The following is a 12,566-nucleotide window of genomic DNA, read 5'->3' on the forward strand; positions in this document are numbered from 1 at the left end:
TTGGTCCAGTGCGAGTGGCGACCTGGAATGTGAACTCGGTGAAGCAGCGGATGCCCCGATTGCTGGGCTGGCTGGACGAACGGCAGCCCGACGTGGTGTGCCTGCAGGAGACGAAGCTGGCCGACGACGCGTTCACCGCGTTGCTCGGCGACGAGCTGGCCGGCCGCGGCTACGAGACGGCCCTGTACGGCGAACCACAGTGGAACGGCGTCGCCCTGCTGTCCAAGACCGGATTGGAGGACGTGGTCACCGGCATCGCCGGAGCGCCCGGGTTCCCGCATCCCGAGGCCCGGGCGGTCGCGGCGACGTGCGGTGGCATCCGGATCCATTCGCTCTACGTGCCCAACGGCCGCGTCCCGGACTCCGATCACTACCAGTACAAGCTGGCCTGGCTCAAAGCCCTCAGAGACGTCGTCTCCTCCGGCCCGGCTGACCAGATCGTCTGCGGCGACATGAACATCGCCCCGGCCGACGCCGACGTCTTCGACCCCGCGGCGTACGTCGGCCAGACCCATGTGACCCCGCCCGAGCGGCAGGCGCTGGCCGACCTGATGGCCGCGAAGGATCTGCACGACGTCGTCCGTGACCGGTGGCCGGATCAGCGTGTGTTCAGCTACTGGGACTACCGGGCCGGCATGTTCCACCAGGACCTCGGGATGCGGATCGACCTGATGCTCGCGACCGATCCGATCGCCGCGCGGGTGAAGGCGGCGTGGATCGATCGCAAGGCTCGCAAGGGGACCGGGCCGAGTGACCACGCGCCGGTGATCATCGACCTCGACACCGCGCCGGACGGCGACATCGGCCCGGTCGTACCACCGCCGTCCGCGCCGCGGACCGGCCGGAAGAAGACCACCAAACTCCCGCAGAGCCGCTGATGCGACGCCTGTTCGCAGTCGCGCTGCTGCTCGCGACCATCGCCGCCTGTAGTCACGAGAAGCCCGCCGCCCCGGCGGCGGTCGCCTGGTCGAAGGTCGACGTCGGTACGGCGGAGCCCGTCACGCTCACCGCCTACGACGACCAGCTGCTCATCGGCCTGCGCCATCGCGGTGCCGAGGTCGTCCCCGAGCTCCAGCTCCTCGACCACACCGGTCAGCGCAAGTCGATCGTCGTGAAGCCCAACCGCGCGAGCCCGTACGCCTTCGAGGCCATCTGGTATTCGATCGCGTACGACGGCAAGCAGCTGCTCGCCCTCGGTGGAGCAGCCGGCGGAGCCCACTCCAACACCCGCTGGACGGTGTGGACCGGCACGCCGCAGACCGGACTCATCGAGCGTCCACAGGAATTCTGGACCTTCGGCGGAGAGACCGCAGGCGACCTCTACAGCGCGGTCATCACCCCGAGCGGCCGCGCGTTGCTCGGCTCGTGGGGCGGTGTGGAGACCGGCAACGACGCCATGGTGTGGCTGCCGCAGGGCGACGCCAAATGGACCCGGCAGGACCCGGCGAAGACCGCGCTCCAGAGCACGCCGTCCCTCCTGGTCGGTCCCGGCTTCGGTACGACGCTCGGCGAGAGCATCGTCCTGGTCGGGTCCCAGGTCCGCCTCGCGCCGAACGTGGTCGCCCAGGAGGCGGCCGTCTGGCGATCCACCAAGCTCAACCAGGGCTGGTCCCGGATCGCGCTGCCGGAGCCCGGCAACCGCAGCCAGGCGATCACCGCGACCTGCAGCAAGGACTGTGTGATCTCCGGGTACGTCGACGGTCAGCTCGCGATCTGGCAGCTCGACGCCTCCGGTACGGCGAAGCGGCTCCCGGGTGTCCCGTCGATCCCGGTGGGTGACAAGGACAAACTGCCGCCGCCGGTCGTCGACGGCGGCAAGATCGTCCAGATCGTTGCTCAGGACAACAAGGTGAAGGTGCTCACCGGCCAGGACGGGCACTGGACCGTCCAGGAGTCACAAGGCCCGGAAGGTCAGGTGACCGACACCGTGCAGATGCCGGATCACAAGCTCTACCTGATCGCCGGCACCTCGCTCTGGCAGACCACCCTCAGCTGAGCAGACCCTTCACGTACGCCGCCTGGCCGGCGTGCTGGGCGCAGTCGTCGATCACGCTGACCAGTCGCACGCCGAGCGTGACCGGCGGGGTCCACCGGCGGTCGACGATCCGGTCCAGACCTTCGTCGGTGACCGTCTTCAGGAACTCGACCGTGCGCGCGTGCACGGCGTCGTAGTACCCGAGCAGCTGCTCGGCCGAGAGCTGGACCAGCGCGACCTGCTCCGAGCTGTGCGCGTACCCGGTGTCGCCGGCGGACAGCGGGAGGCCGAGCCGCTCGTGCCAGCCGTCCGCGGTGTGCACCTGCTCGTAGCCACCGGCGTCGGCCAGATGGTCATCCTGCACCCGGGTCAGGTGCCAGACCAGCCACGCGATCGAGTTGGCCGTGTCACCGGGCCGGGTCGCGAGCGTCTTGTCGTCGAGACCCTCCACGACGTCGTGCAGCACCTCCTGGATCCGGCTGTGTGCGTCGATCAGCAGTTCACTCGTCTTCATGACCGCCACCGTAGTCTGCGGGTGGGACAGTTCCGAGAAAGGGATCATCGTGGAATATCGCACCCTGGGCACGAGCGGCGCAGTCGTCTCCACCTACGCGCTCGGCACCATGACGTTCGGCAGCGAGACCGACGAGGCCGGCTCACACGTGCAGCTGGACCGGTACGTCGAGGCCGGCGGCAACTTCATCGACACCGCGGATGTGTACTCGAGTGGCGGGTCCGAGGAGATCGTCGGCCGCTGGCTCGCGAAGAGCTCCGCGCGCGACGACGTCGTCCTCGCCACCAAGGGCCGGTTCCCGACCGGCGGCGGACCGAACGACGTCGGGACGTCCCGCCGGCACCTCCGCCGCGCCCTGGACGCGTCGCTGCAGCGCCTCGGCGTCGATCACATCGACCTCTACCAGTTGCACGCGTGGGATCCGGTCACGCCGCTCGAGGAGACGCTCGGCTTCCTGGAGGACGCCGTACGCGGAGGGAAGATCTCGTACGGCGGTCTGTCGAACTTCACCGGGTGGCAACTGCAGAAGGCGTGCGACCTGATCGCGCACCGCGGCTGGTCCCGGCTGGTCACCCTCCAGCCGCAGTACAACCTGCTGGTGCGGGAGATCGAGTGGGAGGTCGTGCCGGCCGCGCAGGAGAACGGACTCGGCCTGCTGCCGTGGTCGCCGCTGGGCGGTGGCTGGCTGACCGGGAAGTACTCCTTCGACGAGGAGCCGACCGGCGCGACCCGGCTCGGGGAGAATCCGGACCGCGGGGTCGAGTCATGGCACCGCCGGAGCCGCAACCAGCGGGTGCGTGATGTCGTCGAAGCGGTCCGGGAGATCGCGGTGGCACGCGGCAACTCGATGGCGCAGGTCGCTCTCGCCTGGCTGGTCGACCGTCCCGCGATGACCTCGGTGATCCTCGGCGCCCGCACCCTGGAACAGCTCGACGACAACCTCGCCGCCGCGGATCTCCACCTCACGGCGGACGAGACGGCGAAGCTCGACCAGGCCAGCGACCCCGGCGCGGCCGACTACCCGTACGGCGGCCCCGGCGTGACCCAGCGGGGCCGGCCGATCATCGGTGGGCGCGCCTGACCTGGAATGGCTTGGGTCCGGCCGGGGTATGGGGGAGAGGCTAGGTGGGCTGACGAGCCATCAATCCGGTGGCTCCCGGCCCGCGACACCTCGAAGGAGTCAGACGTGTTCGTCCGGACCAAACGCAGGATCCCCCTGGCCGCCGGGCTCGGGGCGGTACTGGTCGCCGCCGCCACGGTGCCGGCTGTTGCCCTGGGCCACGATCAGGGGGCGCCGACCGCCACCCCGATCAAGCACCTCGTGGTGATCTTCCAGGAGAACGTGTCGTTCGACCACTATTTCGCCACGTACCCGAACGCCGCCAACCCCGCGGGCGAACCGCGGTTCGCGGCCGCCGCCGGCACGCCGAGTGTGAACGGGCTGAACACCCCGCTCGCCGCGCCGAACAACCCGAACTCCGCCCAGCCGTTCCGCCTCGGCCGCGACCAGGCGCAGACCTGCGACCAGGACCACAGCTACACCGACGAGCAGTTGGCGGTGCACTCCGGCCTGATGGACAAGGTGGTCGAGACGGTCGGCCGCGGTGCCGGCACCTGCGCGGACTATGGCCACGGCAAGGGCCTGGTGATGGGGTACTACGACGGCAACACCGTCACCGGCCTGTGGAACTACGCGCAGCACTTTGCGATGAGCGACAATTCGTACGGGACCAACTACGGTCCGTCGTCGCCCGGCGCGATCAACCTGGTGTCGGGTCAGACCCACGGCTTCAGCGCCGACGGGGAGGCCGTGCCCGCCGCGACCGGCACGATGATCGGTGACCCGCAGCCGGCGGGCGACAAGTGCAACACCCGGGACAGTTCGACGGTGACGGACCAGAAGAACAAGAACGTCGGTGACCTGCTCAACGCCAAGGGTGTGAGCTGGGGCTGGTTCCAGGGCGGCTTCGCGGACTGTACGGCGAAGCACACCGACATCGGCGGGGTCAGCAGCGTCGACTACATCCCGCACCACGAGCCGTTCCAGTACTACCAGAGCACCCAGAACCTGCAGCACGTCCGTCCGGCGTCGGTCACGGAGATCGGGAACAACGGCCCGGCGAACCACCAGTACGACCTGACGGACTTCTGGGCGTCCGTCGACCATGGCAGCATGCCGGCGGTCAGCTACCTGAAGGCGGCGGCGTACCAGGACGGTCACGCCGGCTACTCGACCCCGCTGGACGAGCAGAACTTCGTCGTCGACACGATCAACCGGCTGCAGAAGACCAAGGACTGGAAGAACACCGCGGTCGTCATCGCGTACGACGACAGCGACGGCTGGTACGACCACCAGGTCGGCCCGGTCGTGAACCAGTCCAACGACCCCGCGCACGACGGGCTCACCATGGACAGGACCTGCGGTACGAACGCCGCCCGGATCGCCGGCGGCTACCAGGACCGTTGCGGTTACGGTCCCCGGCTGCCGCTGCTCGTCGTCTCGCCGTACGCGAAGCAGAACTTCGTCGACCACAGCACGACCGACCAGACGTCGATCCTGAAGTTCGTCGAGGAGAACTGGAAGACCGGTCCGATCGGTAACTACTCGTTCGACGAGAAGGCCGGCTCACTGGGCAACCTGTTCGACTTCCACCACAAGAACAAGTCGCTCTACCTGGACCCGGTCTCCGGCCAGCCCGTGCAGCACTAACGCTCGACAGCAGCGCGGAGAGCGGCGTACGACGCAACCAGCGCACGCCGCTCGGCCGCGAGCAACGGGTCGTCGCGATGCCGGCCTGCCTGGACCCATTGGTCGGACAGGAGCATCGCCTCGACCCGTTTGCTCGCGGCCGGGCGGAGCGTCTCACGGTCGGCGGCGCCGTACACGTAGGCGTAGAGATCGATCAGCGCGTCCTCGAGTTGCTCCTCGGTGACCGACTCGTCGTGCTGGTTCGCCCGGTGGACGCGCCACCACTCGACCTCCAGGCGCGCGGCTCGCGCCGGGTCGAAGTGGAGACCGTTGGCGCGTGCGACCAGCTCGTAGAAGCGGCGCATGTACGCACGGGCCGCATCCGGCTGGTTGTCCGGGTACGGCGACCACATCTGGTTCGCGCGCAGTACATACCAGGCTCCGGCGAGTGTGCGGCCCGGTGACATCCCGAAGCCGGCCGCGACCATCCCGACGGACGCGACCATGAACCGCCGCCACTCGTGCCGGTAGTAGGCCGCCCAGGCGTCCGTCTCACGGTTGCCGACGACCACCGGGTCGAAGGACAGTGGATCTGTTCTGCCCCGCATTGATCCCTCCCCCCTTGGGAGATCCGATGAACGATGGTAAACCGGTGGCCGGTGTCGTCGCGCGAATGCGGCAGCGGCTGGACGACTTGCCGGCCGAACTCACGCACCGGCGGATCTTCCTCGGCACGTACCTGCGCACGACGCAGGCGGTGGGTGACGCGATCGATCGGGCCCGGTTCGAGGACCCGGCGTGGGTCGAGGACTGGGACGTGAAATTCGCCGAGCTCTACCTGCGGGCCCACGACGCGGATCTCGCGGGCCGGCCGGCGGCGAAGGTGGCGGGGGACGAGCGGCGGATCCCCGTGGCCAGGCCGTGGCGGCTTGCGTTCGACGCCCCGCCCGACCTGCCTGCCTTGCGGCACGTGCTGCTCGGGATCAACGCGCACGTCAACTACGACCTGCCGCAGGCTCTGCTCGCCGTGATCAGTGACGACGACTTCGGCGATCCGTTCCTGATGGACCGCCGGCGCCGGGATCACGAGCGGATCGACGGCGTACTCGCGGAACGCGTGGGCGCGGAGGACGACGAGCTGGCGGCATCGGGTGCGAAGAGTCTGCTCGACGCGGCGTTGACACCGCTCAACCGCCTGTCGTCACAGCGTTTCCTGCGCGAGTCCCGGCAGAAGGTCTGGCACAACACCATCGAACTGCAGCAGGCCCGCGTCCAAGGCGGCTATGCACAACGTCTCGCGGAACTGGAGTTGCTGAGTGCGGCGAAGATCGCCGACCTGCTCAGACCAGGGCAGGTCCTGCTCCGCCTGGCGATCACCGGCTTCGGAGTGACCCTGCCGCCACCGCCCTAGCCCGGCAGCACCCCGGACCACACGACACCGAGCGCCAGACACGCCAGCGTCACCAGGCCGAACATCCCGACCCACAGCAACGCCGGTACGCCGGTCAGTCGCCGCAACTGATCCGCATCCGAACTCCGCCCCTGCCCGCCGCGGCGTGAATGCTGCAGCTCGAGCACGGCACGTGGCGCCGCCAGCAGGAGGAACCACGTGAGCAGCTGAGCGAACGCGGACTGCACCGAGGGCGATCCCCACCACGACACGCCGAAGACGACAGCACCGAAGACCACCACCGACCAGAGCCCGTAAAGGTTGCGGATCTGGAGCAGCAGGATCACCAGCGCGACCAACAGTCCCCAGAGCAGCGCAACGGCGTACCCACGACTCAGGACGAACGCGGCGGCGAGGCCGAAGAGCGCGGGCCCGGGGTAGCCGGCCAGCAGTACGGCGATCATCCCCGGACCGGTCGGACGGCCACGGGACACGGTGACGCCGGACGTGTCCGAATGCAGCCGGATGCCGGCCAGCTTCCGTCCGACCAGGGCGGCGATCAGGCCGTGCGCACCCTCGTGGGCGATCGTTATGACCTGCCGGGTCAACCGCCAGAACGGCCGCCATGCGATCAGCACGAGCGCGACCACACCCGTGCCGATCACCACCTTCAGCGACGGGTCCGGCTGCGCCGACGTGATGCTGTCCCAGAACTCACTCACGCGCCCATCCTTGCAGCCAGGTGGTCAACCGCTGGCCGTTGACATCACCACACGCGCGGACGACGGTGGAGGCATCGCGGCCCGGGGAGGGGCCGCCGTATTGGGGGAGCGATGTCTCAGCCACGTAGCACGAGAGGCACGGGGAAGAAGACCGCGGCGAAGAAGACTGCCGCAGCGAAGAAGACGACCGCGGCGCGGAAGACTGCCGCAGCGAAGAAGACAACCGCGCCGCGGAAGACTGCGGCGCCGCGGACCACGGCCCGGCAAGAGCCGGCGAAGACCGCCACGGCGACGAAACGCGCCGCCCGCAAGTCGATCGCGAGTACGACGGCAAACCGGGGGACCACCACGACGACGCAGGCGGCCGCCGCGCAGGCAGCCGTCGTACCCCTGCCGGACTTCCTCGAATCGGCCGGCACCCTGACGCTCGACCAGCGCAAGCTCCTGGTCGACCAGGCGCTCCTGCTGCTCGGTGAGAACTACGCGCATCTGCCGCTGAAGGTCGCGATGCACGCGGTCAACCCGTTGCAGCGCCTGCGCGTGATGCGAGCCCACATGGAGCGTCAGACCAGCGACACGATGGAACCGGAATGGATCTTCCATCGCGCGATGTCGAGCATCTTCCACTCGGTCCGCGACCTGCACACGAACTACCTGCTGCCGGTCCCGTTCGCGGGGAAGATCGCGTTCCTGCCGTTCATGATCGAGAAGTGCTACGACCCGGCCGGCGCCGAGCACTACCTGATCACCCAGACCATCACCGGCTATCAGGCGCCGCAGTTCGGCAAGGGAGCCGAGGTGACGCACTGGAACGGTACGCCGATCGCTCGCGCCGTCGCGTTGAACGGCGCCGTGTTCGCCGGCAGCAACGACGCCGCCAACCTCGCGCGCGGCCTGGAGTCGCTCACCCTGCGACCCCTGGTGATCCAGGCACCGCCGGACGAGGACTGGGTGACGCTGACCTACACCGGTCTCGACGGCTCAACCCAAGAGCTGCGCGAGCAATGGAAGGTCACCACCAACCTCCCGCCGATGACCGACCTCGACGCGGTCAACGCGACCTCCGCCTCGATGGGACTCGACCTCGACTCCGACGAGAAGGCCCGCGCGAAGAAGACCCTGTACGTCCCCGACGTCGTCGACCTCGAACGCGGCCAGAGCTCGGCCGAGCTGCGCACCCCGGCCGCGGTCAGCGGCGCCGACCTGCCGACCACGATGCCTGGTGTCTTCCGGGCCCGCGAGGTGGTGACGCCGTCCGGGACCTTCGGGCACCTGCGGATCTTCACGTTCAGCGTTCAGGACCCGGTCGCGTTCCGGGACGAGTTCGTCCGGCTGGCCGCGATGCTGCCGCAGAACGGCCTGATCGTCGACGTCCGCGCCAACGGCGGCGGGCACATCTACGCCAGCGAATTCACCCTGCAGACGATGACGCCGCGGCACATCGACCCGGAGCCGGTGCAGTTCATCAGTACGCCGCTCAACCTCCGGATCTGCCGCCGGCACAAGGACAACCCGGCCGGCATCGACCTCGGTCCGTGGTTCGACTCGCTCGACCTGGCCACCGAGACCGGCGCGGCGTATTCGGCGTCGAAGCCGATCACGCCCGTGGACGGCGCCAACGACATCGGCCAGAAGTACTTCGGCCCGGTGGTGCTGATCACCGACGCCCGGGTGTACTCGGCGACCGACATCTTCGCCGCCGGGTTCGCCGACCACGCCGTCGGCACGATCCTCGGCGTCGACGACAACACCGGCGCGGGCGGCGCGAACGTGTGGACCCACGGTCTGCTCGCCTCGCTGCTGAACGAACCACCGCCACCGGACGAGACCTCGCCGTACGTCGCGCTGCCGAACGGGGCGAACATGCGGGTCGCGATCCGGCGGACTCTGCGCGTCGGCGCGCTGTCCGGCACACCGGTCGAGGATCTCGGTGTCAAGCCGACCGAGACCCACAAGTTGACCCAGGCCGATCTGCTCGAAGGCAACGTCGACCTGCTGAACAGGGCCGGTTCGCTGCTCGCGGCGAGGCCGGTCCGCCGGCTCGACCTGAAGACGACCTTCAGCGGTACGACGCTCACCGTCGCGATCGATGTCCAGGGCATCGACCGGGTCGACATCTACCTGGACGACCGCCCGATCAGCTCCGAGGACCTGACCGGGATGCCGCTCAGTATCGACATCCTCGAGGTCACCGCCGGCCAGGGCCTACGCGCCGACGGCTACGAATCGGGGGCGCTGGTCGCCTCGCGCCGGCAGAAGGTTTAGCTTCGACGCATGCAGAGTCTCCACCTGACCGCCGAGGAAGAAGCGATGCTCGGCGGTCAGAGCGGAGATGGTGTCGCGCTCGCGATGCGCGTGATCGTGGCGCAGGCGCGGATCTCCGACGCGCCGCGGCTGGTCGAGATCACGTCCGCGCATGTCGACTCATGCCTGTACCACGGCCAGGTCAGTCTCGACTTCGCGCACCGGTTGGCCGACCTGGGTGCGAAGGTCCGCGTCCCAACCACGCTGAACGTCGGCTCGATGGATCTCCTGCATCCTGGGCTGGTCCGTGACCGGGACCTCGCGACCGCGGGTCGTGAGCTGATGTCGGCGTACGTAGCTCTCGGGTGTGCGCCGACCTTCACCTGTGCGCCGTACCAGCTGCCGAACCGGCCGGGTCTCGGCGAGCACGTGGCGTGGGCGGAGTCGAATGCGATCGTGTTCGCCAACTCGGTCCTCGGCGCGCGGACCGATCGGTACGGCGACTTCCTCGACATCTGCGCCGCCATCACCGGGCGAGCGCCGTACTCCGGCCTCCAGACGACTGAGGCGCGGCGGGGAACCGTGGTGTTCGACTGCCGTCCGCTGGGTCGATTCCTGGAGTCCGACCTGGCGTATCCACTGCTGGGGCATCACGTCGGATCGGTGGTTGGTGCCGAAATCCCTGTGCTGGTAGGGATTCCGGCGGATGTCGGTGAGGACGAGCTGAAGGCCTTCGGTGCGGCGGCCGCGTCGGCTGGGGGAGTCGCGTTGTTCCACGCGGTCGGCGTGACGCCGGAGGCGCCCACCTCGCTGGATGGGCTGCCGGTGCACGAGGTTCACCTCGCCACATTGCGGGAGGTCCGGCGAGGCTTGTCGACGTTCCGCGAAGGCAAGCTCGATGCGGTCAGCGTCGGTACGCCGCACGCGTCGTACGGCGAATGTGCTCGACTGGCCGAACTCGTCGGGAACGGACCCGCGCTGAACGTGCCCTTCTATCTGTCGACCGGTCGGGCGACGCGAGCGCGGGCGGCGGAGACCGGCGTACTCCAGGTGCTGGAGGCCGCAGGTGTGACCGTGGTCGTCGACACCTGCACCTACGTGACGTCGATCCTCGCGCCCGGCTGGAAGAACGTGATGACGAACTCGGGCAAGTGGGCGCACTACGCTCCCGGCAACATCAACGTCTCCGCGGTCCTCGGATCGCTGGAGGAATGCGTCGCCTCCGCGCGCGCAGGCCGAGTCGTGCTCGACTCATGATCGTCACCGCCCGCACACTGCACCCCGGCACGGCGTCCGGCGAAGCCATCCGCCTCACCGCGCCACTGTCCTTCTGGGGTGGCACCGACGAAGACGGTCGCATCATCGACGCCCACCATCCCCAGTGCGGCGCAATCCTGGCCGGCCGCATCCTCCTGATGGAGTCCGGCCGCGGCTCCAGTTCGGCCTCCAGCGTCCTCGCCGAACAGATCCGCACCCGGACCGCTCCCGCTGCGATCATCCTCGGCCGCCCCGACCCGATCATCCCCCTCGGCGCCCTCATCGCCCACGAGTTGTACGCCCTCGCAACCCCAGTCGTCGTCGCCGACCAGTACGACGCCCTCCCGGCCGACGGACTAGTCCAGGTCGTGGCCCGTCCTGACCGGGCCACGATCACCTGGTCTACAGTCAGTCGGTGAACACAAGGCGTGCGGCCGCCCTCTGCGCTGCCGCTGTCGTCCTGCTCTCCGCTTGCACACCGACCGACGGTCCCTTTACCGCGAGGAAGTCAGCCGCATCCGCGACCGCCAAGGTGCGATCGCTGGTACCGACGAAGGTCCCGACCACGGCGCCGACCGCGCGGGTCTCCAGGCCACCTCAACCGGCGGCGCTCACGCGGAATCCGATCTACCGGGCCGGGAAGCTCACGGCGCCGCGATGTGTGGAGCCGGCGATGCCGGCGACCTCGCTGCGGAAGGTCCAGACCTACTACGCCGAGTTCGTCGCCTGCCTGAACAAGGCGTGGGCACCGGTGATCCGGAAGGCCGGGTTCACCTTCACTCCACCGAAGCTGGCCGTCGTACCGGGCAAGTCGCCGACCTCGCCATGTCACGGCGACGACGCCTGGGCGTTCTACTGCGGGGACACCATCTACCTGGGCGCACAGGAGAACCTGGACGACTACAAGCGCCGCCCCGGGGTGGCGCTGGCCTGGATGGCGCTGACCATCACGCACGAGTACGGGCATCACGTCCAGGCGCTGACCGGGATGCGCTTGGCGGAGTACGAATGGGAGACCACGGCCAACGGGGCCGACGCGCAACGGGAGGAGAGCCGGAGAGTCGAGCTTCAGGCACACTGCTTCGGCGGCGCCTACTTCGGCGCTGACCAGGAGTCCTTCCCGGTCGACAGCGAATGGCTCGACCTGCGGAACAAGGCCATTCGGAACAGCCGTGATCCCGACCACGACCACGGGGACGTGGCGAATTTCGCGCTGTGGCACTTCAACGGCTTCGAGGCGGCCGGCCCGTCAGCCTGCGACACCTACACAGCGGACCCGACCCTGGTCGGCTGACGCACGAGCCCGGCGCTTGCCGCGAACAGGACCGCGCACGCGCGAGCAGGAGCACGCTGACCACACCGGCAACAGCCGCCCGGGCGTAGCCGGTGCGGGCGTGGTCGCCGTCGATGCGCCGGGCGACCACACGCAGGGCGACCGCGCCGACGAACAGGGCGACCTCGGACAGGTAGTGGGGACCTCGGACATGGCAGGACCTGTCCAAGGATCCCAGGAGGTGTCCCAGGTTGCGGGGATCGGTGCCGGTGCCGGTGCCGGTGCCAGCAAGCCGGGCGGGGTCCGGTCACCGCATCTGCCGCGCAGGCTTGGTCGGTTGCGTACGGCGGCAGCCCCGGGGGCGCGGATGTGGCTGGGGTGTGCAGCTCGACAGGATGTGTCCGCCCTGGCGCCGGCCCGGCCGGCCGCGGCCAGGCGTGAATGCCTGGCCCGACGAGTGCCCCTGGACCGATACGTCCTGTCGAGCTGCACCCAACCTCGG

Annotated in this window: 12 protein-coding genes; 9 read left to right on the forward strand and 3 right to left on the reverse strand. The window is 69.0% G+C overall.

What is annotated here, in order from left to right; translation table 11 throughout:
- Positions 1-8 precede the first annotated feature (8 nt).
- Positions 9-878, forward strand: coding sequence for an exodeoxyribonuclease III (locus OG555_RS27545; RefSeq protein ID WP_329475445.1), 870 nt, complete (start codon positions 9-11; stop codon positions 876-878).
- Complete coding sequence (locus OG555_RS27550; RefSeq protein WP_329475446.1) at positions 878-1,996, forward strand: hypothetical protein; 1,119 nt, start codon at positions 878-880, stop codon at positions 1,994-1,996. The genes OG555_RS27545 and OG555_RS27550 overlap by 1 nt, the downstream gene beginning before the upstream one ends.
- On the opposite strand, the gene OG555_RS27555 is transcribed toward OG555_RS27550, so the two are convergent.
- Positions 1,989-2,489 carry a mycothiol transferase gene (locus OG555_RS27555; protein ID WP_329475447.1) on the reverse strand — a complete coding sequence of 167 codons (501 nt, stop codon included), beginning with the start codon at positions 2,487-2,489 and terminating at the stop codon, positions 1,989-1,991. The genes OG555_RS27550 and OG555_RS27555 overlap by 8 nt on opposite strands.
- Between OG555_RS27555 and OG555_RS27560 the strand changes: the two genes are divergently transcribed.
- On the forward strand, positions 2,488-3,570 hold the full coding sequence (locus OG555_RS27560; RefSeq protein WP_329475448.1) for an aldo/keto reductase: 1,083 nt from the start codon (positions 2,488-2,490) through the stop codon (positions 3,568-3,570). The genes OG555_RS27555 and OG555_RS27560 overlap by 2 nt on opposite strands.
- Before the next feature lie 105 nt (positions 3,571-3,675).
- Entirely contained in the window at positions 3,676-5,199 is a 1,524-nt protein-coding gene (locus tag OG555_RS27565) for a phospholipase C (protein WP_329475449.1), read from the forward strand.
- Here the strand turns inward: OG555_RS27565 and OG555_RS27570 are convergent.
- Entirely contained in the window at positions 5,196-5,786 is a 591-nt protein-coding gene (locus OG555_RS27570) for a hypothetical protein (RefSeq protein WP_328522176.1), read from the reverse strand. The genes OG555_RS27565 and OG555_RS27570 overlap by 4 nt on opposite strands.
- Before the next feature lie 26 nt (positions 5,787-5,812).
- Between OG555_RS27570 and OG555_RS27575 the strand changes: the two genes are divergently transcribed.
- Positions 5,813-6,589 carry a DUF5995 family protein gene (locus OG555_RS27575; RefSeq protein ID WP_329475450.1) on the forward strand — a complete coding sequence of 259 codons (777 nt, stop codon included), beginning with the start codon at positions 5,813-5,815 and terminating at the stop codon, positions 6,587-6,589.
- Here OG555_RS27575 and OG555_RS27580 read toward each other — a convergent pair.
- The gene (locus OG555_RS27580) at positions 6,586-7,290 is read right to left on the reverse strand and encodes a M50 family metallopeptidase (RefSeq protein WP_329475451.1); all 705 of its coding nucleotides are present in this window, start codon (positions 7,288-7,290) and stop codon (positions 6,586-6,588) included. The two genes, OG555_RS27575 and OG555_RS27580, sit on opposite strands and share 4 nt — an antisense overlap.
- A 111-nt stretch (positions 7,291-7,401) precedes the next feature.
- Between OG555_RS27580 and OG555_RS27585 the strand changes: the two genes are divergently transcribed.
- Genes OG555_RS27585 through OG555_RS27600 form a run of 4 tightly spaced genes read left to right on the forward strand, consistent with a single transcriptional unit; the run spans position 7,402 to position 12,085 of the window.
- Entirely contained in the window at positions 7,402-9,555 is a 2,154-nt protein-coding gene (locus OG555_RS27585) for a S41 family peptidase (protein ID WP_329475452.1), read from the forward strand.
- Positions 9,556-9,564: 9 nt separating this feature from the next.
- Positions 9,565-10,791 (forward strand): aconitase X catalytic domain-containing protein, encoded by a 1,227-nt coding sequence (locus tag OG555_RS27590; protein ID WP_329475453.1) that lies wholly within the window; start codon positions 9,565-9,567, stop codon positions 10,789-10,791.
- A complete protein-coding gene (locus OG555_RS27595; protein WP_329475454.1) occupies positions 10,788-11,210 on the forward strand; it encodes an aconitase X swivel domain-containing protein in 423 nt (140 codons plus the stop codon). Before OG555_RS27590 ends, OG555_RS27595 begins: the two co-directional genes overlap by 4 nt.
- On the forward strand, positions 11,207-12,085 hold the full coding sequence (locus tag OG555_RS27600) for a neutral zinc metallopeptidase (RefSeq protein WP_329475455.1): 879 nt from the start codon (positions 11,207-11,209) through the stop codon (positions 12,083-12,085). Before OG555_RS27595 ends, OG555_RS27600 begins: the two co-directional genes overlap by 4 nt.
- Positions 12,086-12,566 lie beyond the last annotated feature (481 nt).

Source organism: Kribbella sp. NBC_01484 (assembly GCF_036227145.1).
Lineage (GTDB): Bacteria > Actinomycetota > Actinomycetes > Propionibacteriales > Kribbellaceae > Kribbella.

What these genes read in the sequence shown, in the direction of transcription:
- OG555_RS27590 (WP_329475453.1), top strand. Translation starts at nt 9,565, where the DNA reads ATGCAGAGTCTCCACCTGACCGCCGAGGAAGAAGCGATGCTCGGCGGT.
- OG555_RS27575 (WP_329475450.1), top strand. Translation starts at nt 5,813, where the DNA reads ATGAACGATGGTAAACCGGTGGCCGGTGTCGTCGCGCGAATGCGGCAG.
- OG555_RS27595 (WP_329475454.1), top strand. Translation starts at nt 10,788, where the DNA reads ATGATCGTCACCGCCCGCACACTGCACCCCGGCACGGCGTCCGGCGAA.
- OG555_RS27585 (WP_329475452.1), top strand. Translation starts at nt 7,402, where the DNA reads ATGTCTCAGCCACGTAGCACGAGAGGCACGGGGAAGAAGACCGCGGCG.
- OG555_RS27550 (WP_329475446.1), top strand. Translation starts at nt 878, where the DNA reads ATGCGACGCCTGTTCGCAGTCGCGCTGCTGCTCGCGACCATCGCCGCC.
- OG555_RS27570 (WP_328522176.1), bottom strand. Translation starts at nt 5,786, where the DNA reads ATGCGGGGCAGAACAGATCCACTGTCCTTCGACCCGGTGGTCGTCGGC.
- OG555_RS27560 (WP_329475448.1), top strand. Translation starts at nt 2,488, where the DNA reads ATGACCGCCACCGTAGTCTGCGGGTGGGACAGTTCCGAGAAAGGGATC.
- OG555_RS27555 (WP_329475447.1), bottom strand. Translation starts at nt 2,489, where the DNA reads ATGAAGACGAGTGAACTGCTGATCGACGCACACAGCCGGATCCAGGAG.